We start from the raw sequence: 25,079 nt of genomic DNA, 5'->3' as shown, positions 1-25,079 counted from the left end.
GTTAAACGTAGGTGTTTTGTTACCTAAAGTAAGGTGGCTGCGACCCATGGAGTGAAATCAGGGGGGGATGATGAAAAAGCCCGATTTCAATGCGCTCAGGCTAGCGATGGTTGAACGCCAGATTGAGGGGCGGGGGATTGCCTCACTGCTGGTTCTGGCCGCCATGCGCCGTGTACGGCGGGAGCGATTCGTGCCTGATGGCATACAGCACCTCGCCTATGAGGACGGTCCCCTGGCCATTGGTGAAGGACAGACAATATCCCAACCGTACGTAGTGGCGCTGATGATCGAGGCGCTGGCATTGCAGGGTGGGGAAAAAGTACTGGATATCGGTACCGGATCCGGCTATTGCGCCGCGGTGCTGGCCTGCATCGCCGGGGAGGTCTTTGGCATTGAGCGCTTGCCGGCGTTGGCGGAGCGTGCCCGGGCGGTGTTGCGCAACGAGGCGTTTGGCAACGTTCAGGTACGCTGTGGCGATGGCACGCTGGGGTGGCCGGAGGTGGCCCCGTTTGATGGCATCGTTGTTGCCGCCGGTGGACCATCCATTCCGCCTGCCCTGACCGATCAGTTGGCTGTGGGTGGCCGGCTGGTTATGCCCGTGGGTGGAGAGCACACCAGCCAGGACCTGGTTCGTCTTACCCGGATATCGGCAACCGGATACGAACGGGAGAGTCTGGGTGGCGTGCGCTTTGTCCCGCTTCTGGGCGCCGCGGGCTGGCCGGAGGAGCCCGGCTGACAACCGTCAACCCGCGTTGGTGCTTTCAAAGATCTTGTCCGCTGAAGCCGCCACAAACCCGGGGTAGAGTTTGCCGCTGGCTTCGGGGTAGCGCAGGGCAAATTCATAGAAACAGCTGGGTATGGTCGCCGTTCCGTCGGAAAACCGTACCGGAACCCGGTCCGCCATGGTGGAGGACTGCTCCAGCAGTTCCTGCGGCGAGCCCTTGATCTCCCCGCCGGAATCGTTGACCCGGTAGCCGTTGTCTTTGAGCAACTGGTTGATCTCCGCCACCGTCTGGTACTGGTTAAGCTGGTTGATGCTTACGGTGAAATGATTGGCCCGGAACCCCCAGGCGGCCAACCAGGCCGCATATTCGCTTTCCTGCAGTAGAGTTTCATAGGTGGCATGCTCAATGTCCCAGTGCCGTCCGGAGTAGAGAAAGTTGTCCGCCTGTACATCCTCAGGGTTAATCTGCGCCACCAGCTCGCTGGCGATGGTCTGCAATTCCGGGGAGCACTGTTCGGTCAGAAGTTCCGATATGAAAACCTTGGGGGCGACAGGATCCGGGTGCTCATAGTGTCGGGCATAGAGTTTCTTGGCTTCGAAATGGTACTCGCCGCCCTGGTGGTATCCGAGCGACGTGAAATGTTCGGCCAGCGCCTCAAGACCTACGGGTGCAAGGTTGAACGTGCGCAGGGCGATGTGGTCATTCACGATGCGCTGACCTTCCGCAGCCCCGAGAATCCGGTGAATTTTCTCGGCTGAGGGGGTTACCTCGCGGTAGTTGTCCCACAGGTGCTGAAACAGTTTATTGCGATCAGTGTGCATATTTGACCTCCGGTGCCCGGGAGTGGAATTCGGTTCTTGCTGCGGCCTGCGCCAGTGGCAGGAAGCGGGTCATGCCGCCGTCCACCAGGCCCAACTCTCGCGCCAGGGATTCCGGCACAGTGAGCAGGTTGTGATGGGGGAGCCAGGTCGCTGCTTCAGTGACCGTGGCTCGGAAATCCGCCGTCTCCGTATTGGTAATCAGCATAGCCTGGTTGCGGTTGCCAGGCTGATGTCGGGTAATCGCGGTCATGCTGTCGTCCACCACCTGAACCTGACACTGGTTGGAGAGTTTGATGCTGATGATGTCGCACAGTTCCGCTTCAACCGTGGGGCCGGCATCAAACAGATCGACAAATCCGGTATGGCGGAACCCCTCGGCTTCCAGCATCTTCAGTGCCGGTCGCGTCTGTTCATGAACCTGTCCGATGACCCGCTGCGCTTCCGGTGGAATGTCGGTTACGGAAAGCGGACCAGCCGGCAGTATGGTATCCATGAACTCGGGCGTTCCGGTCCCGGCCAGCCGGGTGACGGTGGCAAAATCCAGGTCGCCGGCACGGGTTTTCAGCCAGTTCCAGAAAGGGGACTGGCCACCGGCATCGGAGACGCCCCGCATCTCGGCAATGATGGTGGAGGAAAACCGCTGGGGGTTCTGTGCCATGAACAGGAAGCGCACCTTTGACAGCAGCTTGCCGGCGTTCGCCTGCCGGTATCTGGGGCGCAGGTACAGACTGCAGATTTCGCTGCAGCCCGTATAGTGGCTACAGCGGATAAGATTCCCGGTTTCCCGTCTGAAGTGGCAAAGGGGGCGTTCATGCCCGGCAGAGGCTTCGATACCGGTGGTGCCCATGATATCACCGGTTTTTTCGTCCTCCAGAACAAACAGGTAGTGCTCGTTGCCCGGCCGCTGGATGTCGCGTCCGAAACTGTCGATGGCGTGTCGAATCTTGCTTTCCAGATAGGTCCGGTCGTCAACCAGTGAGGTGAATCCGGGGCCGGATTCCCGTGCAATCTCCTGCAGCGCTGGCAGATCCCTGTACTGAATTGGGCGGATAATCATCGGCAGTCCCCGCAGTCGGCTGGTGGTTCTTTTGTCGTGTTTTCTTGCGGGTCAGTATGTAAGGGGTAAGCGGTAATTTGTAGTGGCGAAATGATCGAAATAATGAAAAGATGAGTCAAAATGACTAAGTAAGTTGACAATATGCTAAGCAAGCAAGATCAGAAGCTGCTGTTGCTGTTGCGCCAGAACGCGCGAATGAGTATTTCGGACCTGGCGCGTGCGCTCCACTTGTCGCGATCCACGGTACAGAATCGGCTTGGCCGGCTGGAGAGTAACGGGGTGATCAAGGGATACTCCGTGCAACTGGGAGATGCCCATGCCGCTAATCAGGTTGAGGCCCACGTGTCCATCAAGGTCTACCAGAAGCTCACAGCCCGAACCAATGCCTCGCTGGATAGCATCAGCCAGGTGTCGCAGCTGTTCTCGGTGAGCGGAGAGTATGACCTGATAGCCATTGTTCAGGCCCAGTCTCTGGAAGAGTTGAGTGCAGTGCTGGATGAGATTGGTAATCTGGAAGGGGTGGAGCGGACCAATTCGGCGGTGGTGCTGGAAACCAGGTTCCGGCGCTAGCGGCGAGTGCCCGTCCCTGGGCGCGTCGTCCGGCTTTATTCCGGCAGGGTGCTCTGGTTCAGCAGGGCCGGCTTCTTCAGGGCCTTGCCAAACAGGTCCTTTTCTTCGGCGATGGCCAATGCCGCCTTTTCCGCCAGGTTTTCATCCAGACCTTCGACCCGGGCCTGCAGGAACTGGGTGATCTCCTCGGCGAGCTCCAGTACCTTGTCTCTGGCATCGGCTTCCGCCTTGGATGAGAACAGCAGGGTATCCGGGTGTTTCAACGCCATCTCCAGTCCATCCCTTTCCGAGTAATACAGTGCTTGTACCGCCATGAATCTCTCCATTGGGCCCCCACACCGCAGGATCGGGTGTGGGGTGGTTGCTACGCTTTATGGCGTGAGTGTACAACACGGAGACTGTATGTGTATACAGTGTTCTGGTTGAGAGGCGGGCAGGGAGTCACACCGTGGTAATGGTGAATCCTCGAGCCGGGAAGTGGACGTGAACCTTACCGGTACGTGGGTGCTCGCGTTGCAGGATGAGGGTGTCCGCATCGCCGAATACCAGTGTGCCCCTGACGGGCTCGCGGCCGTAGTCATCCGGCGCCACATCGACGGCCTGCCCGGTCTGCTGGTGGTGGGACTGGTTGTCCAGTTCCCGGGGCACGGCGTTTCTGGCGATGTCCAGCGCCTGATCCTCTGTAATCTCAGCCGGTTGGCCATGGCCAAAGCCTTTCATGCGCTCCATCCAGCCTTGAACCCGGGGAAAGTCCCTGAGCCAGGGTTTTCCCGCCAGGTCGCACACAAACCAGAGCCCGTGATACGCGGAGAAGTCGGCAATACAGGGGGACTCGCCAAACAGGAAGTCCTGTTCCAGCATGGATTCCATGGTTGCCATGTGGGCAAGCACGTGGGCTTTTGCCTGCGGCCCCCTGAGAGCCTTGACCCTGGATTTGCGCCCCATGTTGATGCGGTCCTTGAGGAATCGGAACGCATTCAGCAGGGAGGTATCTTTGATCAGCTTTTTCAGCATGCGCCCGTCGCTGGCTGCGATGACACAGGCCAGGAAGGTTTCAAGATCGGTCTCCCGGACGAACGCCTGAACCTCAGCGGGCTGTTGTTCCAGAATCAGTTCATTGCGGCCGCTCAGGCGGGCGATTTCAGCCGCCACGCTGCGACTGTCACAGAACACATCGGCGCCGTTCTGGGCGACGGGGATTTTGCGGTAACCACCGGCAATGGCCTCAAGGGCAGGTCGGGGAGGCATTTCCTTTACGGTGACTGATTGCCAGCCCAGACCGGCATAGCCAAGCATGACGCGAATTTTCTCCGAAAACGGAGACATGGCGTAATGGTAGAGAACGAGTTCTTGCATCAAGTTGTTAATAACCCCGCGGACGCGCAGTAAATGAATGCAGCAGAGCCTATCAGAATAAGCCCCCAGGCCGGGAAAATCAGAGGCGAGCGACTTGTTGTTTTCATGGGCTTCTCCTGCAGTGACCCGTGGTATACGCACAGCCCTTCAATGTAGACCATTATGACGGAGTGTCACGAATGAAATGTGGGAAGTGGAACAAAGTACGAATCAGTCAGTTACGGAGGCACGTCCGGCTATTGAGGAAAGCTGAAATACCGGTAGTATGCAGTGGAAACAGAATAATTACTGGCGCTTATACAATAACAACAAGGAGCCGTTCATGGCTGTAGATACAGATAAACAGACATCACTCCATTGCCTGTACCACTGGGCAAGACACACACCCGATAACGTTTACCTCACACAACCGTTTCCCGATGGTCGGGTGGAAGACATCACCTGGAAAGAGGCCGCTGACCAGGTGTCTCGGATGGCCGCGCACCTGGACAGTCTGGAACTGCCCGAGCGTAGTAATATCGCCATCCTGGGCAAGAACAGCGCCCACTGGATCCTGTCGGACCTGGCTATCTGGGCGGCGGGGCATGTTTCGGTCCCCCTTTACCCGACGTTGAATGGTGATACCGCCGCCTACGTTCTGGAGCACAGTGAGGCAAAACTGCTGTTCCTTGGCAAACTCGATGGCACCGCCGACGGCTGGAACGATATCAAGGGGCATATTCCCGAGGCGTTGCCCATCATTTCCCTGCCACTGTCGCCGCGGGATGACACACCAAAGTGGCTTGAGATTATTGCCGAGTGTGAGCCGGCGGAGCCGATTCTGCCCAACCCCGACGACCTCGCCACCATCGTCTATACCTCAGGTAGCACAGGGCGCCCGAAAGGTGTCATGCACAGTTTCCGCACTATGATATCGGTGGCTGACGGCCTGCAGCAGCTATTCCCGGTGACCTCGGACGAACGAATGCTGTCCTACCTGCCGCTGGCTCACGTCGCGGAGCGGGCCGCAGTTGAAACCCAGTCGCTGTATTACGGTTTTCATCTGTATTTCGCCAACTCACTGGATACCTTCCAGGAAGACCTGCAGCGTGCACGCCCGACGTTGTTCTTCTCAGTGCCGCGTTTGTGGATGAAGTTCTACCTGGGCGTCAATGCCAAGCTGCCACCGAAAAAGCAGAAACTGTTATTCAATATCCCGATTCTCAACGGCATCGTGAAAAAGAAGGTTCTCAAACAACTGGGGCTGGATCACTGCCGTGCCGCACTGACCGGTGCGGCTCCTCTGTCAGCGGAAATTATTGCCTGGTACCGCAGCCTGGGCCTGGAGTTGCTGGAGGTCTACGGCATGTCGGAGAACTTCGGGTATTCCCATGCCAACCGACCCGGGCAGGCGAAAGTGGGCACCGTTGGTATGGCCAACCCGGGTGTGGAGCACCGTCTTGGTGACGGCGGTGAAGTCGAGGTCAAGAGCCCCGGGCAGATGCTGGGTTACTACAAGAACGAGGAGAAAACCCGGGAAGACATCACCGATGACGGCTTCCTGAAAACCGGTGACATGGGGGAAATCGATAGTGACGGTTGTCTCCGCATTACCGGGCGGGTGAAAGATCTGTTCAAGACTTCAAAGGGCAAGTACGTGGTGCCCGTGCCGATCGAAAACCGTTTCAATCACCCGAAGGCCGAAGTGGTGTGTGTCGCTGGTGCCAACCAGCCGCAACCCTGCCTGATGGTACTGCTGTCGGACGAGGCGAGAGAGGAGCTGGAAACCGGCGGCAGCCGTGCCGAACTGGAACAGGAGCTGGCGCATGAGCTGGATGCGGTGAACGCGCAATGCGAGGGCCACGAAAAGCTGGCGTTTGTGGTGGTGGTGAAAGAGCCGTGGACCATGGAAAACGGCATGCTCACACCCACCATGAAGATCAAGCGCAACGTGATCGAGAATTACTACACCCGGAAAATGGATGAGTGGTTCGGCCAGAAGGCCAAGGTGGTCTGGGAATTCTGACCCCTTAACGCAAAACACCGGTGGCCCGCGTTTGCGTTGCCACCGGTGTTTTAGAATTCCTTTCTCTACATCCCTGTTTACTTCACTTCGAACTCACTGGCCATTGCCGGCCTGTGTTAGTGGCCGCCCTGAACCATCTGCGGCAAGTCCGGAGTTGCAGTCTGAGCTTTCCTGCCCATAATGCGCATCTTCCTGCTAATCAACTGAACCGCCTGCTTTGCTGCAGCACGGGTATATTGGCGCCTGACCTCAGCACTGTTGTGGAGGATACTGGACGGCAGGGGTTGAACGGTTGCGATATGCTTTTGAGTCATAGCGCCTTCCTCCTTTTTCTCTGGTGGGTTAATTAGCGATCTACCTTTAATTTACACTTAATTCTAAGGACTCTTTTTTGCAGTTGGAATACGTTAAAATCCGTACTCACGTTGCAAATATGCAGTAACTATGGACTGGGACTATCTTCGATACATACACGCGCTGGCATTAGGTGGAACGCTCGCCAAAGCCGGAGAAATACTGGGTGTGCACCAAACCACTGTTTTAAGACGACTTGATCAGATGGAAGAGTCGCTGGGTGTGCAATTTTTTGAACGCAACCGGGACGGTTTGCAGCTCACGCCGGTGGGGGAAACAGCGTTCCGGGAAGCTGCAAGGCTGTCCACCGAGATGGAAAATCTCGAACGTAAGCTGGTGGGGCAGGACTCGGCACCAGTGGGTAAGGTGCGTCTGGCCGCTGAAGACCTGATGATGAACGAGCTGCTGAGCCCGATTCTCGCGGAACTGGTGCGTGAGTTCCCGGACATTGAGCTGGAAGTTCTCACGGACAACGATGTGGCCAATCTCAGTCACCGGGAAGCGGACCTGACCCTGCGCCCGGAAAACAAACCCCAGGCCACGCTTGAGGGTGAGCGAATTGCTGCCGTTGAGTCAGCCGTCTACGGCTCGGCACGCTACTGCCGGCGCAATCGTAATATGGATGTTGAAAACCAGCCGGAGGGGTGTGTCTGGATTGTTCCCGATGAGACCTTCAGCCATCTGGCGACCGGTCGCTGGTATCGCAAGCACCTGAAGAATGTGTCATCGGTTATACGCTGCAACAGCCTGCAGTCCATGCATGCCCTGGCCAGGGCCGGCGCCGGTCTAGCGGTATTGCCCTGCTACCTGGGGGAAAGCACCCGGGAGCTGCGGCGTCTGTCCGATCCTCTGGAAGGTGAGAGTGTGGACCTGTGGCTTCACGTTCACCAGGACACCCAGCAAATGGCGCGGGTTCGTATCGTGATGGAGTATCTGGTGGACCGCCTCCAGTCCCTGGAGTCGGTGATCGAAATCAGCAGCACGTTTTGAGTCTGGTTGTCGGATTACGCTTCGCTAATCCGACCTACAAATAGGATCTCGAACTCCCGCGTAGGTCGGGTTAGCGAAGCGTAACCCGACAAATGTCTAGCCACAGAATGGCCAGAACTGGTACCAGCGCCAGCACTGGAACTCCTGCTCACAGGCCTTGAGCTGGTTGTCGTAGCGGAAAGCCCGGGTTTGCACCCGGGATGCCAGGTCGACCACCTCGGGTTTGGCATCGTAACTCCGGCGTGCGTAGCCGGTTCTGCCTTCATGATAGGCCAGATACAGCTTCTGCGGGCTGTAGAACGACACGCCCAGCTTCCGGTTGGTCAGGTAGTTGTACCAGCCGACAAAATCCAGCGCGTGTTCCATGTGGGTTCGCACCACAAACAGGCCGTCCCCGTTGGCTTCCAGATACTCTCCCCACGCTGGATCCAGTGCCTGGGCATAACCGTAGGCGGTTGTGGGCCGGCTCCAGGGAATGAAGCCCCAGAGCCGGGTTCTCGGCGGCCTGGCGTGGCTGCGGAATGAGGACTCGTAGTACACAAACGCCATCTGGGTAGCGATTGGCGTGCCCCACTTCTCTTGCGAGGCTTTTGCATAGTCGTACCAGACCGGATGTTCTCGGAAGATCTCGCAGACATTGTCCTGCCGCAGTGGCGGGCTGGGGGCGAGTAGACTGAATCGCAGGGTTGCCCAGATGGCGACAACCAGTCCGAGGGTTGGCAGCCCGAACCACCTGAGCCGCGACTTCCAGACATTAAGACGTTTTTTGCGCTTACTCATGGGCTGGAGAACCACGGCCTCCTGTCACCATACCAATTTGTCATCAAACTCCCCCCTTTTTGGCTTGCAGGCGGCAAGTTCGTCATGGCATAAACCGCCCATCAATCTTTCCGGATGATAGGCCATGAAAGCGTTTTCCCAAATTAAACCCGTTTTAGTATTCATCGTTTTGCTGTGGGGCACTGCCGCCCACGCAGCCCCTTCCGCGGAAACCGTGTTGGAGGCTTCACCCATTGACGACATTGTTGCCCAGTACCCGGCGATGATGAGCCAGGGGATACGGCAGGGACTCAAACAAAGCGGCCGGGTACCGCCCTTTGTCGCCGATTCCATCGGCCAGGTGGTCAGTGGTAGTTATAACGCGGCGGAAATCCAGGCGCAGATTGTCTCCGACCTGGAAGCATCGCTCAACGACCAGCAGTTGCAGTCGGTCATGGAATGGTACGACACTCCCGTGGCGAAAAAGATTGCGGAAGCGGAAGTAGCGGCCTCGCGGCCGGAAGCCTGGGCGGAGATACAGGCCAGGGCCCCGGAGCTGAATCGTCAGTTCCGGGGCAGTGAGCGGGCGGGGATGTTTGATCGGTTTGACAAGGCATCCCGGGCGACGGAGAGTGCGGTGGATACCTCCATCGCCGTGCAGCTGGGGCTGGCGTCGGCATTGGCTGCGTTCAAGGGCGACAATGGCGCTTCTTTTGATCAGATCCAGCGTCAGATTGAAGGCCAGCGTGGCATGCTTGAGGGCATGGTAAGCCAACAGGTCTATGACAGCTATCTGTTCACCTACCGGGATATCAGCGCCGCCGAACTGGACCTGTACATCCAGTTTCTGGAAAGTGACGCGGGATCGCAGTTTTCACGGGTAGTGACCAACAGTATCCAGCAGGCGATTACCGATCCCATTGAGTCCATCGGCAGCCAAATGGTGAGAATGCTCAGCCCTGCCAGTTGATCGTGCGTGGATAGTTGAATAACTCATCATATGGGTCCACCCTCAAGATAGAGGGCTATGTTTGAGGAGTGCCCAGATGGACTTTAATGCGTACCAGAAAGTGCTATCCGGTACCGCCAGAGGTGAAGAATGTCCGTTTTCGCCTGATGAGTTCGAGCAGCGGCTGGCCCGGGTACGCACCCGCATGTCGGAAGAAGATATCAGTGCGCTGTTGATGACAGATCCTGCTGATATCTTCTACCTCACTGGCTACAGCACCTTTGAAGTGTCGGTGCATGTTGCTCTGGTTGTTACTCCTTCCGATCTGCTGCTGCAGGTGCCGTCCATTGAGATGGGGCCGGCCATGGTAACCACGAGGGTATCGCGCGTGGTGGGGTATCGTTGGGAAGGGATCGGTGAGGTCCTGATACCACTGATCGATGCGTTGACCGGCTATGAGGACCGGGTCGGCGTTGATTTCTGGCACGGTTCCCTGCGTCATGGCGTCATTGAGGGGATTCGGGCGCGGTTGCCGGATGTCCGTTTCGTGGACAGTGGGTCACTGTTGAAAAAAATCCGCAAGGTGAAGTCTGTCGCTGAGCTGGAGTACCTGCGGGAAAGTGCCGGAATCACGGCGATCGGGTTGGAAGCGGCTGTTTCAGCGATCCGGCCCGGAATGACTGACAATGACATTGCCGCAATCGGGGCGGAAGCCCTGTTGTCCGCTGGCAGTGAATTCATGAGTATGCAGCCCATTGTCACAGTGGGTTCCCGAAGTGGGGTGATTCACACTAACCACAAGCGCCGCCCCGTGGGAGCCGGAGATGTTGTGTTTCTGGAATTCGGCGCCGCCTGGCAACGTTACACCGCACCTATGATGCGAACCGTGGTGGTGGGAGACCCCACCCGCCAGATGCAGATGGTGTTTGACGGATGCCGCCGCGTGGTGGATGCCCTGCTCAACGCCATCAGGCCGGGAGCCACTTTCGATTCCGCCGCCCAGGCCGCCGAGAAAGCCCTGGAGCCACTGGCAGAAGAGGTGTTCTTCTCGGGTGTTTTTGGATACACGGTCGGCGCACAGTTCCCGCCTTCCTGGGTCGAAGGCTCGGGATTCATCGCTCGTGGCCAGTCATCCGCGTTCCAGCCAGGCATGGTCTTCCACCTGCCCATCTGTCTGAGAGTTCCGGGGCAATGGGGCATTGGCTGCAGCGAGACGATTCTGGTTACGGACAAGGGCACCGAATGCCTGACCCGCAATCCCTGGACGCTGGCTCACTCCAGCCGCAGATCCAGCAGGTAGAGGGTTCGTGGTGCAGGCAGGCTGGTGGCGAACAGGCCCAGTCTGCGGATGTCGTCCATGTTCATGGTCCGGTTACGCGGCGCATTCCTGATGTCTGACAGATTCAGCGTGTAGCTGTTGAACCCTGGTTCCAGCGTCAACCGCGTGTTGTAGCGGTCGCTGTAAATGTTGGCGCCCCTTTCATGCTCGACGTCGTTCACTCTCAGAGTTAGCGGAAGCACTGTCTCATCCGGGTTAAACAGTGCCACGGTCAGTTGTTCGTAATCACGCCAGTCGACCGGCAGGTTATCCAGGGTGACGCCGGAATAGAGCCGGGTGCTGAGAGAGATTTTCAGGCTTTGTCCGTTGATGTCCCCATGGTGGTCCGATGGAGTAAGGTTCCCTCTCCAGAAGGGGGTGGGGTCGGTATGGCTGAAATCGTAAAGCATCGGCAACTGCTGGCTGATCCGGAATTGCTGAGTGGCGACAATGCCGGTTAATCCCAGTTCGAAAATCACCAGTACCGCGGCGATCGCTGCCAGCATTCGCTGGCGGAGGTGGAGCTTTGTGGAAGGGTCCAGAACAGGCCGAAAGGCCAGGATCAGCCAGGCGCCGACCAGGTTTCGCCACACATCGTGCCAGTCGTCCTGGCGTCCCAGACCGGACTGCAGAAACTCAATGACGAGGCCGACCGCCAGCACAACGGTGGTGGTTGCCAGCCACAGTCGCCCGCCACTGAGCCGCCTCCAGGGATGGATGGCGTAGGTCAGAAGTCCGAAAAACACAATGTGCCCCAGGTTCCATACGGACTTGTGCAGGGGGCCGGAAGACCAGTCCGGACCACCGGTGAAAAACAGCGGGGCTATCACCAGAGCGCCCACAAGGGCCAGCAACCTCAGTCGCTGGCCCTTGTGGGCGTTCCATGGCAGAGATTCGGTACTCATCAGCTCCGGCTGGTCACTTCCAGAAGATGGTAACCAAACTGGGTCTTGATGGGGCCGATCACGGTGTTCAGGTCGCTGTTGAATACCGCCTTGTCGAACTCCGGAACCATCTGGCCCGGGCCGAAGGAGCCCAGGTCACCGCCGTTGCGACCGGACGGGCAGGAAGAGTGCTGCTTCGCGACTTCAGCGAAATCCTGGCCACCTTCGATGGCTTTTTTCAGTTCTTCGCATTTCGCTTCGCTGTCTACCAGGATGTGGCGCGCGGTTGCCTGTGTCATGGGTGTTGTCCTGTTGGTTTCAATGAATGTGTACTTCAGGGTAGGAATGCTGCCCGCCCGGCGGTCCTGAGGCAAGTGCTTTTTATCCGTGTTTCTTCTGTCTCACGGTTGGCTCGCCAAACCTGTACAATGCCCGTTTTTCTCTGCCGGCTCGTCCGGCTCCTACTTAGACAGGTCTGTTTCTTGATTTCCACCGCTAATATCACCATGCAATTCGGGGCAAAACCCCTGTTTGAAAACGTATCCGTCAAGTTCGGCAATGGCAACCGCTACGGTCTGATTGGCGCCAATGGCTGCGGCAAGTCCACGTTCATGAAAATTCTCGGTGGTGATCTGGAGCCGTCCGCGGGGCAGGTTATGCTGGAGCCGAATATCCGTCTGGGCAAGCTGCGCCAGGATCAGTTTGCCTATGAAAGCTGTTCGGTGATGGACACCGTGATCATGGGACACGAGGAGCTGTGGAACGTCAAGAAAGAACGTGATCGCATCTACTCGCTGCCGGAAATGAGTGAAGAAGACGGCATGGCCGTGGCGGACCTGGAGGTGCAGTTCGCCGAGATGGACGGCTACACGGCTGAATCCCGCGCCGGTGAGCTGTTGCTGGGCCTGGATATCCCCCTGAATCAGCACGAGGGGCCGATGAGTGCGCTGGCGCCGGGTTGGAAGTTGCGGGTACTGCTGGCCCAGGCGTTGTTCTCGGATCCAGACGTGTTGCTGCTGGATGAGCCGACTAACCATCTGGACATCAACACCATCCGCTGGCTGGAGAACATCCTGGTGGCCCGTAACAGCACCATGGTCATCATCTCCCACGACCGTCACTTCCTTAACAGCGTCTGCACTCATATGGCGGACCTGGACTACGGTGAACTGCGTCTGTTCCCGGGCAATTATGACGAGTATATGACCGCCGCGACCCAGGCTCGCGAGCGTATGATGGCGGATAATGCCAAGAAGAAGGCGCAGATTGCCGAGCTGCAGCAGTTTGTCAGCCGCTTTTCTGCCAACGCTTCCAAGGCCAAGCAGGCGACGTCCCGCGCCCGTCAGATCGACAAGATCCAGCTGGAGGAGGTGAAGCCGTCCAGCCGTGTGAGTCCGTTTATCCGTTTCGAGCAGACCAAAAAATTGCATCGCCAGGCGGTAACGCTCAACGATCTGACTAAGGGGTTTGATGCCGAACCGCTGTTTGACAAGCTCAACCTGAAGATCGAAGCGGGGGAGCGGGTGGCTATTATCGGTCCTAATGGTATCGGTAAAACGACGCTGATGCAGTGTATGGCGGGTGCTCTGGCGCCGGACAGTGGTGACGTTAAGTGGACCGACAGCGCCCAGGTGGGCTATTACGCCCAGGATCACTCGGCCGACTTCGCTGAGGATATGAATCTGACCGACTGGATGGCTCAGTGGACCACGGGCGGCGAGCAGTTGGTTCGCGGTACGTTGGGGCGGATGCTGTTTTCGGGAGATGATATTGGCAAGATGGTCAGTGTGATTTCCGGTGGTGAGCAGGGGCGTATGCTGTTTGGTAAGCTGATTCTGCAGAAGCCGAATGTGATGCTGATGGATGAGCCGACGAACCATTTGGATATGGAGTCCATTGAGGCGTTGAATCTGGCGCTGGAGAATTATCCTGGGACGTTGGTGTTTGTCAGCCATGATCGGGAGTTTGTTTCTTCGCTGGCTACGCGGATTATTGAGTTGAAGTCTGATGGCATTACTGACTTCAGTGGTAGTTATGATGATTACCTTCGGAGTCAGGGTTACCTCTGATTCTGTTTAGACTATGGGTGGTGGCGGACGGGTGGGTAGGCCTTTCCAAAACACGCTCCTTCGGCACATCCGTGTGACGCTTGGGCTCCGCCATCCATGGCTCCGCACAGTTTTGGAAAGGCCTACCCACCCGTCCGCTCATACCTGTGAGTGGCCTTCGAACAAACTGGGGAAATGAGCGTGGTTGAGGCTGAGATTATTGATACGACCCGCAAATGGGTCGAAGACGTTGTTGTCGGCCTTAATCTGTGTCCGTTTGCCAAGCGGGAGCTGGTCAGGGACCGGGTTCGGTTTGTGGTGTCGGATGCGGAGACCGAGGACGAACTTCTGCAGGCGCTGCATGCCGAGCTTCAGCGTCTGGAGGACGAACCGGACGTTGAAACGACCTTGTTGATTCACCCGGGTGTGCTGCAGGACTTTGCGCTTTACAATGAATTCCTGGACGCGGCAGATGGGTTGTTGGTCTATCTGGAGCTGGAAGGGGTTTACCAGGTTGCCAGTTTCCACCCGGAATATCAGTTCGGTGGCACCCAGCCGGATGACGCTGAGAATTACACCAATCGATCGCCGTTCCCTATGCTGCATCTGTTGCGGGAGGAGAGTCTTGAGCGGGCGATTGAGGGGTATCCCGATCCGGAGCAGATTCCGGAGCGTAATATTCAGCGGGTAGAAGAACTGGGTGTCGAGAAGATGCGGTCTCTGCTGGCCGCCTGTTTCCGTAAGGAGGGTGATGATGGAGAATCCGGAGGTGGCCGGCCGGCAACTGGCTGAGTTCATCCATCGTTATCCCCGCCTGATGATTCTCACCGGGGCGGGGGTCAGTACGGATTCCGGGATTCCTGATTATCGCGATCACGAGGGGGCCTGGAAGCGTAAGCAACCGGTTCAGCATCAAGAGTTTATGGCCAGTGTGGATGTGCGTCGTCGCTACTGGGGGCGCAGTCTGATTGGCTGGCCGGTGATTCGTAATGCTCGTCCCAATCCTGCTCATCATTATATTTCTGATCTTGAACTGCTTAACCACAGCACCCTGGTGGTGACCCAGAACGTGGATCGTCTGCATCAGCGGGCGGGTACGCGGGCCGTCAATGATCTGCATGGTCGTGCGGATCAGGTGGTCTGTATGGGGTGTGGGTATCGCTGTGGCCGGGATGAGGTGCACGATCGCTGTGCCGATCTGAATCCGGGCTTCCGTCACTTTACTGCGGAAACGGCCCCCGACGGGGATGCGGATCTGGAGGTGGATTTTTCGGAGTTTCGTCTGGCGAATTGTCCCGAGTGCGACGGGATTCTCAAGCCGGATGTGGTGTTCTTCGGGGATTTCGTGCCGAAGGAGCGGGTGACGACGGCGCTGGATACTCTCAGGGCCAGTGACGGTCTGCTGGTGATTGGTTCGTCCCTGATGGTGTATTCCGGGTTCCGTTTCTGCCGTTATGCCAGGGAGTGGGGCAAGCCTATTGCAGCGTTGACGCGTGGCCGTACTCGAGCTGATGAAATGGTGGCGTTGAAGCTTGATGCCGGAATCGGCGAGACCCTGAGGGCCTCGCTCGACCGGCTGTAAAAGGCTGGCTCAGTCGTAACCGAGCTGCTTGCGCCACTTCCGCAGCAGGAAGTTGGTGTCGTGCTGCCAGGGGTGGAAGTTGGGCTTGAAGTAGTCCAGGTACTCGGGAATGATCGCGGTGAACATACCCTTCGGACCCCAGACGCGGTTCAGGCCCTTGGCCCAGGAGCGCAGGTTCAGCAGTTGCTTGTCTTCGCGCATCAGCTCCACGATGAAGGAGTGAATCGCCACCATGATCAGGGTGGTGATCAGGGCCATGGTGCCCATGCGGATGGCGTAATCCACCACGCCTTTGCCATACAGCGTCTCGTAGGTGTCGAAGGCAACGGCCTTATGCTCGTTCTCTTCAATACAGTGCCACGCCCACAGCGTTCTCATGGAAGGGTCGATGGCATTGACCATATCCTCGCGCTTGAGCAACTGGGCGGACAGGATGCCGGTAAAATGCTCCAGAGCTACGGTTGCGGCCAGGTGAACCCGTTTGTTATTCAGCAGCGGCAGGTTCTTCGCTGACAGGAAACCGCGGGTCCAGCGTTCCAGCTTCTTGATGTCAAAACCCTGCTCAATCGCACCCTCATTGAAGTGACCGTGCTCTTTTGCGTGCATGGCTTCCTGTCCAATGAAAGCGCCAATGTCTTTCTGCAGCTGCGGGTCATTGATCTGATCACGTACCGCGCGAACACTGTCCACGAAGAAACGTTCACCATCCGGAAACAGGGCGGACAGGGCGTTGAACAGGTGCGTCATGAATGGGTCACTGTCGACCCAGTGCCGTGGCACTTCCTCAAAACCGAAGTCCTGGCGGCGTACGGGAAACGATGCGGTTACTGCAGTCATAGTGTGACCTCTCTGATTCATTGTCCTACATGGTCAACTGTACTGGGACAGCCAGCGCTTCGTCCGGTTATAAAGGGACAGAATGCGGTCAGAGATGGAAAGGGGCAAAGAGAGCGCAGTGACGGAGAGGGAAGGAGGCGGCAGATGCCGCCTCCTGGTGGGGTTACAGCAGGTTGTAGATAAACACCACGCCGACCGCGACCGGGGTAACAAAACGGACGGTCACGAACCACAGGTTGAACATAGCCGGTGACAGTGACAGTTCTTTCTCCATGGCCTGGCGTGACATTACCCAGCCCGCGAAAAGGGCAACCAGCAATCCGCCCAGCGGCAGCAGGATGTTGGCGGTGAAGAAGTCCAGCAGGTCGAAGATGGTCTTGCCTTCCAGCATCGGCACAAAGCCGAGGGGGGCGAAGTCGGCCCAGAGGTTCAGGGACAGGATCGAGGCGATCCCCAGCGCCCAGCAGACGATGCCGGCAGTCAGGGTGCTGACCGTGCGGTTCATGCTCTTCTGCTCTTCCAGCCATTCTACAATGGGTTCCAGCAGGGAAATACCCGAGGTCCAGGCGGCGAAAATCAGCAGCACGAAGAACAGGGTGCCAAACAGCGAGCCCATGGGCATCTGGCCGAAGGCCAGCGGCAGGGTCTGGAAGATCAGGCCGGGGCCGGCGCCCGGTTCAAGGCCATTGGCGAAGACGATCGGGAAGATGGCCAGTCCAGCAAGCAGGGCCACGCCGGTGTCGATCACCGAGACGGTGATGGAGGTCTTGGCGATTGAGATGTTCTTGGGCAGGTAGGAGCCGTAGGCCATCATCACCGCCATACCCAGGCTCAGGGTGAAGAAGGCGTGCCCGAGGGCAACCAGAATGCCGGACGTGGTCAGTTTGGAGAAATCCGGCTGGAACAGGAAGGCGGCAGCCTGGCCGAAGTGCCCGGTGGTCATGGCGTAGCCCACAACAATTAGCAGCAAGAGGAACAGCGCGGGCATCAGGATACTGACGGCCCGCTCCAGTCCGGAGCGCACACCCCGCGCGACCACAAACATGACCAGCGCCATGAAAAGGGTGTGCCATGCCAGCAGGGTGGTCGGATTGCTGAGCAGTCCGGAGAAAATGGCACCGACGGCGTCGGCGGATTGCCCTGCGAGCTGGCCGCTGGCGGTGGTACCGACGTAGGAAATGGCCCAGCCGCCAATCACGGAATAGAACGAGAGAATCAGGAAGCCTGCCAGGACACCCACAGCGCCCACCAGCTTCCAGGCGGGTTTCAGCCCGTCCCGTTGGGTAATCGCGCGCAGACTGTTAACCGGACTGTGGCCACCGCGACGACCGATCATGACTTCAGCCATCATGATGGGGATGCCGACAATGGCGATACAGAGCAGGTAAACCAGAACGAAGGCGCCGCCGCCGTTTTCACCCGTTACGTAGGGGAACTTCCAGATGTTACCGAGGCCGACGGCGGAACCGGTGGCGGCGAGAATAAAGGCAAGGCGCGATGACCAGAGTCCGCGCTTGGCGTTGGAGCCTTCCAGCTCACCGGAATGGGTGGCAGACCCGGATTGTGATACAGACATAGCTGTCTCCTGCTTGGTACTTGTTTTTGTTGGGGAAGCAAAGGCCGCGAATAATTCGCGGCCTCACAGACGTGGCCCCGGTGTATTACCCGGCATGGGCCAATTGCTCCGACATCGCATTGACGCGGGCAGTGTGTTTGCGGAACCGCTCTTCCGCCAGTTCGTTGGCAATGGCCCCGGTGGGCCTGCCGCTGCGGTCAGAACGGGTAAAGATCTCGTTCAGCGTGTCGCCAATGGTATCTACGTGGGCACGGACCTTCTCGGGGGGAGCGCCGATTCGCTCGTAGGACACATCAATGATGCCACCGGCGTTGATGGCGAAATCCGGGGCATAGAGAATGCCGCGGTCCAACAGGGCCTGATCGTGATCCGGGCGCTCCAGTAGGTTATTGGCTGCGCCGGCCACGATGGTGGCCTTGATTTGCGGGATGCTGTCATCGTTCAGCACCGCACCCATGGCGCAGGGGGCAACTACATCCACGGGCAGGAACAGAATGTCCTCCGCAGTGGCGGGTTTCGCGCCCAGTTCATCAATGGCTCGTTGCATGTTGTCCGCGTGGATGTCGTAGACCCACAGATCGGCGCCGGCCTCTTTCAGGTGCCGGGCCAGTCGGTAACCCACGTTTCCGATGCCCTGGATCGCCACTTTCAGGCCGGCAAGGTCGGAGCGGCCCAGCTTGTGCCTCACCGCAGCCTTGAGGCCAATAAATGTGCCGTAGGCGGTGGCGGGCGAGGGATCGCCGTTGCTGGGTTTGCCATCGAAGCCGGTGTGCTCGGCAATGCCGGACACATGGCGGGTGTGTCTGCTCATCACCTTCAGATCGGGTACGCTGGTGCCGGAATCCTCGGCCGCGATGTATTGGCCGCCCAGGCTTTCCAGGTGTCGACCCATGGCTTCCATCAGCGCTTCGGTCTTGTCTTTGCGCGGATCGCCGATGATGACGGACTTGCCTCCGCCCAGGTCCAGGTTGGCAAGCGCGGACTTGTAGGTCATCCCCTTTGACAGACGCAAAACATCTCTCAGGGCCTCTTCGTCGGAAGCATAGGGAAACATACGGCAACCCCCGAGAGCGGGGCCACGGGAGGTGTTGTGAATGGCGACAATGGCTTTCAGTCCGGTTTCCGGATCGCAGAAAAAGGACAGGTGTTCGTGGTTATCGAACTCGGGATGGCTGAATACGTTCATGGCGTTTCACCTCTCATAGAAAGCAGCCGCTACCCTTTTGGGGCCTGCGACAACGGTTTTGTTATGGGTTAGACAGCAGTACGGGCAATTTGTTGATGCTGAGTTGTGTCCGGGGGCATCGCGGTCCACGGTGATAGGCGGAATGGCATAGGGATCGTTGCCGGAAACCCGGGAGGGTTCTGGCTGTGCATGCAGGAGAGGTTCGTCCGCTAAAGGTGCGGAGTTGAGCATGTTGAAATCCTCTTCCACCTGGCCGGATTGCGACTTGAGTGGATGTCTTGTTCTTGTCGACCGGCTTGTGGCCGGCGTTCTGATTTCAAGCGTCCGTATTTCCCGATTGAGAACCCTTTTGGGGCCGGACCGCAAATAAACTAGTTACTTCTAACGTAAACGTCAACGAATAAATGTTGTGAAATGCATATTTTCATGACTGGGAAGTCACAAGGTTTTGTGTTGTGGGCAAAAATCCCTGTTAGAGGAATTTGCCATATAGTCCGTCTGGTTATCGTAAATCGGTTTTAACAGGCCGATGGGGTCAGGGCTGGTTGTTTTATAATCAGGTTATGTCACGCCATCCTGTTTGTGAGCAGTGAAGGAGGAGTTATGAAACGGCTTTTCTATCTGGTGGACTCGATTGACAGCGTTCAGAGCATTTCCGATGACCTTCACGAGCGCGGGATTACAGATTGGCGATTCCATATCGTCAGCAAGGATGAGGCCGGCTTGTATACTCACCGGCTGCACTCAGCCAGTGTCCTGGACAAGACCGATCTGCCGAGGTTTGTCGAACGGGGGCTGTTGATTGGCGCACTCTTTGCCCTGTTTTTTGTGGTTCCCCTGGCTGTTTGGGGCGGTCTCGGCTGGCCGGTATCCGCCTATGTGGCCATGGGCGTGTTTGCCGTCGTCGCCGGTGGCTGGCTCGGTGGTTTCGGGGGTATTGGCACCGAGAACTACCGGATTCGCAAGTTCCATGGTGATATTGAGGCCGGGCGCTACCTGGTCATGGTGGATGTGCCCAAAGCCCATGTTGCGCAAATGGAAGAGTTGATGGCGCTGAATCACCCGGAAGCGGAACTGCAGGGCGAGAGCAGCAGTGTTAATAACCCGCTGGCGGCGGGCGACGGCAAGATTCATGTGGTTCATTAAGCGAGCGATTCGGTATTTACCTATACGCTGCCTGGGGAAACTGCCTTAGTTTCCTCTGATGTCTGTCGCTTCCTATTCTTATAAGCTCCAGCCGCACAAGGTGCGACTGGAGTTCTTCCGTCTTCTCCCCATCTCCCTGTTCGTGGTGGCCTTTGGTGCTGCCTTTGGTTTGGCTGCCACCCAGAAAGGCCTGCCGCCGCTGGAAGCGATCCTGATGAGTGCCACCGTATTTGCCGGCGCCTCCCAGTTTGCCGCAATCGATATGTGGGGTGGGGAAGTGTCAGTGCTGCCCCTGATAGTGGTGGTGTTCGCAATAAACTCCCGCCACCTGCTGATGGGCGCATCGCTGTATCCGATGCTGAAGGATATCTCACCCGGCAAGCGCTACGGGCTCCTGTTACTCCTGACCGATGCTAACTGGGCGGTGTCAGCCCAGGACTATCAGAACGGCAAACGCAATCTGGAAGTCATCCTGGGTGGTGGTCTGGTGCTCTGGCTGGCGTGGATCGTGGGCACCTGGCTGGGTGTCTATTTTGGCGGGTTGCTGCAGAACCCGAAGAGTCTGGGACTTGATATGGTGCTCGGCTGTTTCCTGCTGGCGATGGCCCTGGGCGGACGGAAATCTCCCCGGGTGCTGGTGGCCTGGACGGTTGCCGCTGTGGCTTCGCTGGCGGCGTGGCGATGGCTGCCAGCCAATACCCACGTTGTGGTGGGCGCGCTCGCCGGGGGTGCCATCGGTTTCTTCTGGCTGGAACCGAAAGACGTGGAAGCACCCGCTGAGGCAGAGGAGGCCGCCCAATGACCATTGAAACTACCACTGCCGGCGTCCTTGCACTGATTGCGATCATGACGGTGGTGACCCTGGCCACCCGTTTCGGCGGGGTGTTCGTTATGTCCTTCGTTCGGATCAGTCCGCGGATCGAGAGCTTTATCAATACCATGGCCAGTTCGGTACTGATTGCCATCATCGTTCCCATGGCGTTCAGTGGTGATGCCGGAGCCGTTGCCGCGCTGACGGTCACCGCAGTCCTCATGCTTGCCCTGCGCAAGCCGTTGCCCGCCATAGCAGCGGGCATTGCCGCAGCGGGGGTCGTGCGCTACCTGATGTAGTGAACACTGCGTCCGGCCGTGTTGCGGTCAGGGATTGTCCGCCGGCATCGGATTGGTATTGCGCAGGCCCAGCTCGCCAATACCGGGCAATTTGATACCCAGTCCCAGCGGGTTTATTCCCAGGGACAGGCCCATGATGTTCAGCTCCAGTCCCTCCCGGACCCCCGCGAGAACGCCAAAGTAACCCCCCAGTGAAAACTGATAGCCTACCCCTCCCGGAACTGCGGCAACCACACGGTCGCCCAGATAGTCCTTGCCAATGGCGTGGCTGGGCAGGGCGACGTCCAGGCCGGGTACGTTCCGGATCACCCAGGCGACAAAGGTGTTGCTGTTGGGGCCGGGCCAGGCTTCGTACTCCGTCGGGTAGGGATAGGACGCGACCGCATCATAAATGGCGGGAATCAGTTGTTCCGCCTCCTCGCCACGAATATCTGCATATAACTCGGGCCGGGCGCCGTACCAGTGCCTGTCGGGATCGCCGGGCCGGGAGCTGACCACGTAGCGGCGCCATCCGGTCACCTCGTGAACCTGGTAATGATCCGCCCCCGCCTCCTTGGTGCTGATCCAGGTGTGTACCGAGAAATACCCGCGCCAGCTCCAGGCTCTGGCACCGTATACATGCACGATAGCCTCTTCGGTCTCCCCGGGCAGCGGGGCGATGCCTGCGCTATCCCGGGAAGCAGTCTGCCAGCTCTCCGCACTATGCAGGGAGCCGCTGGTTGCCACTAGCAGCGGTCCGATCAGGAGCAGAAAAAGGGCGGCAAAAGACCAGGCGGTGAACTTGAACAGTCGTCTCATTTCAGGTGTCCGGATTCGGGGCAGTGATAATAATACTGTTTCACGGTTTGCCCGGTTCAGTCCCGTCTTCTAGGCTCAGAAGTAACAGTGAGTATATTCGTTGGGGGGCGGCATGTCAGACCATCATGTTTACAAGAAAGTGGAAATCGTGGGTTCTTCGACAAAAAGTATTGAGGACGCCATCGAGAATGCGCTGACTGAATGTGGCAAGAGCGTTCGCAATATGGAGTGGTTTGAGGTCCTTGAGACCCGTGGCCATATTGAGGGTAACAAGGTCGGGCATTATCAGGTGGTGATGAAGATCGGCTTCCGTATCGCGGACAGCTGATGCTTACCGGGCCCGTAGGCCCATACTGGTACACAGGGGGTGGCATTATGTCTTCCGATAAATGCGCCCTGCTGCTCGTTGATATCCAGAATGATTTCTGTGAAGGCGGCAGCCTGGCGGTACCTCAGAGTGACGCGATCTTCCCGGTCGTGAATGAATGGATCAGCAAGGCCCGGAGCGAGGGCTGGGCAATTATCGCCAGTCGTGACTGGCATCCTGTTGACCATGTCAGCTTCGTTGAGCGGGGCGGCCCCTGGCCTGTGCATTGCGTGCAGGACAGCGAGGGTGCGGCCTTTCACCCCGCCATGAAGTTGCCATCCGATGCGGTACGGGTCAGCAAGGGCACAGCGTTTGATACCGATGCCTACTCGGCGTTTGATGGTACTCAGCTCGACAGCTATTTGCGCCGGCATGGGTATGGATCCCTTTATGTGGCTGGCCTGGCGCTGGATGTGTGTGTGCGGGCGTCGGTGATGGATGCCGTTCAACTGGGGTTCAGTGTTAATCTGATCGTCGATGGTACCTATGCGGTAGACAGCGACAACGCGTCGGCAGTTCTGGACGAACTGACAGGACAGGGTGTGTCTTTGCAACACTGACAGGATGCAGGAGCCTGACAACATGGTGCATGAGAAAGATCTTGCACTACTTGTGGATCTCTATGAGCTGGCCATGGCCCAGGCTTATTGGGCTGAAGGTATGCACGATACGGCGGTATTCAGTCTGTTTTTCCGGGAACTGCCGGAAAGCCGGAACTTTATGCTGGCCTGCGGTCAGCAGCAGGTCGCCACGGTCATCGAGACGTTGAAGTTTTCCCGCGAGCATATCAAGCGCCTGGAGAGCCTTGATCGTTTCCAGCCCGGGTTTCTTGAGTGGCTCGGCAAGTTTCGTTTCAGCGGTCATATCCGGGCGGTACCGGAGGGAACGCCGCTGTTCCCCCAGGAGCCGCTGCTGGAAATCGAGGCGCCCATTGCCGAAGCCCAGATCCTTGAAAGCCTGGTGATGAACTACGTTCACCTGGAAACGGTGCTGGCGTCCAAGGCGGTGCGGGTGAAGCTTGCCGCCGGTGATCGCCCGGTGGTTGATTTTGGTATGCGGCGAATGCATGGCATGGATGCGGCCCACAGAAGCGCCCGGGCGTTTCGTCTCGCCGGGCTGGCGGGAACCAGCAATGTGCTGGCGGGCCTTGATTTCGGCCTGACGGTCAGTGGCACCATGGCTCACAGTTTTGTTCAGGCCTATTCCGATGAAATGGACGCCTTCAGGGTATACGCACGGCTGTATCCGGGCACCACGTTGCTGGTGGACACCTACGACACCCGGAGAGCGGTCCGGCGCATTGCCGAGTGGCTGAAGCAGGATCCTGAAGCCCGTGTCAGCGCCATTCGCCTGGATTCGGGCGATCTGGTTGCAGAGTCGCGGGATTGCCGCGCAATACTGGACGAAGCCGGTCTTGAAGACATTCGCATCATGGCCAGCGGGGGACTGGATGAATATGAAATTGCCCGGCTGACTGCGGCTGACGCCCCCATCGATGGTTTTGGCGTGGGAACGGCTATAGGTGTCTCGAATGACGCACCGGCTCTGGAACTGGCTTACAAGCTGACCGAGTACGCCGGCCAGCCACGAATGAAAAATTCCTCAGGTAAACAGTCACTGCCCGGAGCAAAGCAGGTGTTCCGCCAGCATGCCCCCGACGGCCAGATGAGGGGGGATGTGATCGGCGGGCGAGAGGAGGTGTTCGACGGGGAGCCCTTATTGAGCCCGGTGATGAAACACGGAGTGGTGTTGCTGGATGCCATCCATTCCCCGGATGATCAGGCCCATTACGCAATGGCTGCCATTCGCGCCCTGCCGCCGGAGCTTCGGGAACTGGCCCCAGCGGGGCGCTTTCCGGTTATCATCAGCCGCTACCTGAAAGCTCTCCAGGCCGATACCCTGAGGCGGATGCAGCGAGGCCTCAGCTCTTCCTGAGGATGCGTCCGCGAATGGTGGTAACGAGTTGATTGATCATATCTCTTGCTTCGCCATCGTAGAGTAAATGGAATTTTTCCCGTTGGACATTGCGTTCGTGCGTAGTGTTGGAGGTGGCTGAGTCTTTCAGCAGGTCCATGTACTGACAGGCAGCCAGGTGAGCCTTGATGTCAGTATCGATGATTTTGGTCACCAGATCGTCGACGTCCTCATGGCAGAACGGCCGGTTCCGGTTGAGTGCGCTGCGTGCCTCCAGGGCAGCATTCCGGGCTTCCAGGCGTAGTTCCCCTGCCGGTTCCCCGGATTCGACCGAACGAAGGAACATGCCCAGGCGATCGTGAAGCAGCCAGATCTGCGGCCAGATCACTTCATAAGCAGATTTCTCCGCCGCAAACTGATCGGATTCCAAAACGCCCTGACCCGGCCCGGGTGAGGGCGTCGCGGTGCCATGGAAATGGCTGATGCGCAACTCGTCCATGTCCCGCCACAGGGTTTCTGTCCGTTTCTTGAGCTGGTCATCCAGAAAGTCCTGCCGGTGCCTGCTTTTCGCAACGTACAGCATTGTCAGCACAGCCACGATCAATGCAGCTGCGGAGAGTACAAATGCAACGCTGTTGTTACCGATGAGGCTGAGTAGCTGATCCGTGTCCATGGGTGGCCTCGGTTCGAATCCCTGAGAGTGGTAACCCGAAAGTATCAGGAATTC

The 25,079-nt window shown here is 58.1% G+C and carries 27 protein-coding genes; 15 read left to right on the top strand and 12 right to left on the bottom strand.

What is annotated here, in order from left to right; translation table 11 throughout:
* Positions 1-70: 70 nt before the first annotated feature.
* A complete protein-coding gene (locus ACJO3M_RS02375) occupies positions 71-736 on the top strand; it encodes a protein-L-isoaspartate(D-aspartate) O-methyltransferase (protein ID WP_406999372.1) in 666 nt (221 codons plus the stop codon).
* A gap of 6 nt (positions 737-742) precedes the next feature.
* On the opposite strand, the gene ACJO3M_RS02370 is transcribed toward ACJO3M_RS02375, so the two are convergent.
* Together ACJO3M_RS02370 and astA are read right to left on the bottom strand one after the other, a co-directional pair.
* Entirely contained in the window at positions 743-1,546 is an 804-nt protein-coding gene (locus tag ACJO3M_RS02370) for a DUF1338 domain-containing protein (protein WP_406999370.1), read from the bottom strand.
* Positions 1,536-2,603, bottom strand: a complete 1,068-nt coding sequence (gene astA / locus ACJO3M_RS02365) for an arginine N-succinyltransferase (RefSeq protein ID WP_406999368.1) — start codon at positions 2,601-2,603, stop codon at positions 1,536-1,538. Before astA ends, ACJO3M_RS02370 begins: the two co-directional genes overlap by 11 nt.
* A 141-nt stretch (positions 2,604-2,744) precedes the next feature.
* Between astA and ACJO3M_RS02360 the strand changes: the two genes are divergently transcribed.
* Positions 2,745-3,173, top strand: a complete 429-nt coding sequence (locus ACJO3M_RS02360; protein ID WP_406999366.1) for an Lrp/AsnC family transcriptional regulator — start codon at positions 2,745-2,747, stop codon at positions 3,171-3,173.
* A 35-nt stretch (positions 3,174-3,208) separates the two neighbouring features.
* Here the strand turns inward: ACJO3M_RS02360 and ACJO3M_RS02355 are convergent, their stop codons facing one another.
* Both ACJO3M_RS02355 and ACJO3M_RS02350 read right to left on the bottom strand, forming a co-directional pair.
* A complete protein-coding gene (locus ACJO3M_RS02355; protein WP_406986968.1) occupies positions 3,209-3,487 on the bottom strand; it encodes a YebG family protein in 279 nt (92 codons plus the stop codon).
* A 127-nt stretch (positions 3,488-3,614) separates the two neighbouring features.
* On the bottom strand, positions 3,615-4,529 hold the full coding sequence (locus ACJO3M_RS02350; RefSeq protein WP_406999364.1) for a glutathione S-transferase family protein: 915 nt from the start codon (positions 4,527-4,529) through the stop codon (positions 3,615-3,617).
* A gap of 322 nt (positions 4,530-4,851) precedes the next feature.
* Here ACJO3M_RS02350 and ACJO3M_RS02345 point away from each other — a divergent pair, with 322 nt between their 5' ends.
* Both ACJO3M_RS02345 and ACJO3M_RS02340 read left to right on the top strand, forming a co-directional pair.
* Positions 4,852-6,534 (top strand): AMP-binding protein, encoded by a 1,683-nt coding sequence (locus ACJO3M_RS02345; RefSeq protein WP_406999362.1) that lies wholly within the window; start codon positions 4,852-4,854, stop codon positions 6,532-6,534.
* Positions 6,535-6,978: 444 nt separating this feature from the next.
* The gene (locus tag ACJO3M_RS02340) at positions 6,979-7,878 is read left to right on the top strand and encodes a LysR family transcriptional regulator (protein ID WP_406999361.1); all 900 of its coding nucleotides are present in this window, start codon (positions 6,979-6,981) and stop codon (positions 7,876-7,878) included.
* A 96-nt stretch (positions 7,879-7,974) separates the two neighbouring features.
* On the opposite strand, the gene ACJO3M_RS02335 is transcribed toward ACJO3M_RS02340, so the two are convergent.
* A complete protein-coding gene (locus ACJO3M_RS02335) occupies positions 7,975-8,658 on the bottom strand; it encodes a transglycosylase SLT domain-containing protein (protein WP_406999359.1) in 684 nt (227 codons plus the stop codon).
* Between the two features lie 214 nt (positions 8,659-8,872).
* On the opposite strand from ACJO3M_RS02335, the gene ACJO3M_RS02330 reads away from it, so the two are divergent.
* The gene (locus ACJO3M_RS02330; protein ID WP_406999698.1) at positions 8,873-9,607 is read left to right on the top strand and encodes a DUF2059 domain-containing protein; all 735 of its coding nucleotides are present in this window, start codon (positions 8,873-8,875) and stop codon (positions 9,605-9,607) included.
* Between the two features lie 76 nt (positions 9,608-9,683).
* Positions 9,684-10,886 (top strand): M24 family metallopeptidase, encoded by a 1,203-nt coding sequence (locus ACJO3M_RS02325; protein WP_406999357.1) that lies wholly within the window; start codon positions 9,684-9,686, stop codon positions 10,884-10,886.
* Here ACJO3M_RS02325 and ACJO3M_RS02320 read toward each other — a convergent pair.
* Positions 10,859-11,809, bottom strand: coding sequence for a VanZ family protein (locus ACJO3M_RS02320; protein ID WP_406999355.1), 951 nt, complete (start codon positions 11,807-11,809; stop codon positions 10,859-10,861). The genes ACJO3M_RS02325 and ACJO3M_RS02320 overlap by 28 nt on opposite strands.
* A complete protein-coding gene (locus ACJO3M_RS02315; protein WP_012136473.1) occupies positions 11,809-12,087 on the bottom strand; it encodes a peptidylprolyl isomerase in 279 nt (92 codons plus the stop codon). The genes ACJO3M_RS02320 and ACJO3M_RS02315 overlap by 1 nt, the downstream gene beginning before the upstream one ends.
* Positions 12,088-12,270: 183 nt before the next feature.
* On the opposite strand from ACJO3M_RS02315, the gene ACJO3M_RS02310 reads away from it, so the two are divergent.
* From ACJO3M_RS02310 to ACJO3M_RS02300, 3 genes are all read left to right on the top strand, one after another.
* Positions 12,271-13,857, top strand: a complete 1,587-nt coding sequence (locus tag ACJO3M_RS02310; protein WP_406999353.1) for an ABC-F family ATPase — start codon at positions 12,271-12,273, stop codon at positions 13,855-13,857.
* Positions 13,858-14,037: 180 nt separating this feature from the next.
* Entirely contained in the window at positions 14,038-14,628 is a 591-nt protein-coding gene (locus ACJO3M_RS02305; RefSeq protein WP_406999352.1) for a DUF1415 domain-containing protein, read from the top strand.
* Positions 14,588-15,418 (top strand): NAD-dependent protein deacetylase, encoded by an 831-nt coding sequence (locus tag ACJO3M_RS02300; RefSeq protein ID WP_406999350.1) that lies wholly within the window; start codon positions 14,588-14,590, stop codon positions 15,416-15,418. The genes ACJO3M_RS02305 and ACJO3M_RS02300 overlap by 41 nt, the downstream gene beginning before the upstream one ends.
* A 9-nt stretch (positions 15,419-15,427) precedes the next feature.
* On the opposite strand, the gene ACJO3M_RS02295 is transcribed toward ACJO3M_RS02300, so the two are convergent.
* The 3 genes from ACJO3M_RS02295 to ACJO3M_RS02285 form a co-directional block, all read right to left on the bottom strand.
* Positions 15,428-16,255 (bottom strand): metal-dependent hydrolase, encoded by an 828-nt coding sequence (locus ACJO3M_RS02295; protein ID WP_406999348.1) that lies wholly within the window; start codon positions 16,253-16,255, stop codon positions 15,428-15,430.
* A 163-nt stretch (positions 16,256-16,418) separates the two neighbouring features.
* A complete protein-coding gene (locus ACJO3M_RS02290; protein WP_406999346.1) occupies positions 16,419-17,831 on the bottom strand; it encodes a sodium-dependent transporter in 1,413 nt (470 codons plus the stop codon).
* 85 nt (positions 17,832-17,916) lie between these two features.
* Positions 17,917-19,017 (bottom strand): Glu/Leu/Phe/Val family dehydrogenase, encoded by a 1,101-nt coding sequence (locus tag ACJO3M_RS02285; protein ID WP_406999344.1) that lies wholly within the window; start codon positions 19,015-19,017, stop codon positions 17,917-17,919.
* A 603-nt stretch (positions 19,018-19,620) separates the two neighbouring features.
* Here ACJO3M_RS02285 and ACJO3M_RS02280 point away from each other — a divergent pair.
* The 3 genes from ACJO3M_RS02280 to ACJO3M_RS02270 are packed head-to-tail and all read left to right on the top strand — an operon-like array spanning position 19,621 to position 21,273.
* Positions 19,621-20,163, top strand: coding sequence for a hypothetical protein (locus ACJO3M_RS02280; RefSeq protein WP_406999342.1), 543 nt, complete (start codon positions 19,621-19,623; stop codon positions 20,161-20,163).
* Positions 20,164-20,221: 58 nt separating this feature from the next.
* Positions 20,222-20,965 carry an AzlC family ABC transporter permease gene (locus tag ACJO3M_RS02275; RefSeq protein ID WP_406999340.1) on the top strand — a complete coding sequence of 248 codons (744 nt, stop codon included), beginning with the start codon at positions 20,222-20,224 and terminating at the stop codon, positions 20,963-20,965.
* A complete protein-coding gene (locus ACJO3M_RS02270) occupies positions 20,962-21,273 on the top strand; it encodes an AzlD family protein (protein WP_406986944.1) in 312 nt (103 codons plus the stop codon). The genes ACJO3M_RS02275 and ACJO3M_RS02270 overlap by 4 nt, the downstream gene beginning before the upstream one ends.
* A gap of 27 nt (positions 21,274-21,300) precedes the next feature.
* Here ACJO3M_RS02270 and ACJO3M_RS02265 read toward each other — a convergent pair whose 3' ends face one another.
* Entirely contained in the window at positions 21,301-22,071 is a 771-nt protein-coding gene (locus ACJO3M_RS02265; RefSeq protein WP_406999339.1) for a DUF3750 domain-containing protein, read from the bottom strand.
* A 112-nt stretch (positions 22,072-22,183) separates the two neighbouring features.
* Here ACJO3M_RS02265 and ACJO3M_RS02260 point away from each other — a divergent pair, with 112 nt between their 5' ends.
* From ACJO3M_RS02260 to ACJO3M_RS02250, 3 genes are read left to right on the top strand one after another with little or no spacing between them, the layout of a single operon-like run.
* A complete protein-coding gene (locus tag ACJO3M_RS02260; protein ID WP_406999337.1) occupies positions 22,184-22,399 on the top strand; it encodes a dodecin in 216 nt (71 codons plus the stop codon).
* A 47-nt stretch (positions 22,400-22,446) separates the two neighbouring features.
* Positions 22,447-22,998 carry an isochorismatase family protein gene (locus ACJO3M_RS02255; RefSeq protein ID WP_406999335.1) on the top strand — a complete coding sequence of 184 codons (552 nt, stop codon included), beginning with the start codon at positions 22,447-22,449 and terminating at the stop codon, positions 22,996-22,998.
* A 22-nt stretch (positions 22,999-23,020) separates the two neighbouring features.
* Positions 23,021-24,373, top strand: coding sequence for a nicotinate phosphoribosyltransferase (locus tag ACJO3M_RS02250; RefSeq protein WP_406999333.1), 1,353 nt, complete (start codon positions 23,021-23,023; stop codon positions 24,371-24,373).
* On the opposite strand, the gene ACJO3M_RS02245 is transcribed toward ACJO3M_RS02250, so the two are convergent.
* Positions 24,360-25,025 (bottom strand): DUF485 domain-containing protein, encoded by a 666-nt coding sequence (locus ACJO3M_RS02245; protein ID WP_406999332.1) that lies wholly within the window; start codon positions 25,023-25,025, stop codon positions 24,360-24,362. The two genes, ACJO3M_RS02250 and ACJO3M_RS02245, sit on opposite strands and share 14 nt — an antisense overlap.
* Between the last annotated feature and the right edge of the window lie 54 nt (positions 25,026-25,079).

The sequence above is a fragment of the Marinobacter alkalisoli genome (assembly GCF_045449795.1).
Classification (GTDB): Bacteria; Pseudomonadota; Gammaproteobacteria; order Pseudomonadales; family Oleiphilaceae; genus Marinobacter.
The sequence above is the reverse complement of the archived record's forward strand: the minus strand, read 5'-3'. Positions and strand labels throughout refer to the sequence as shown.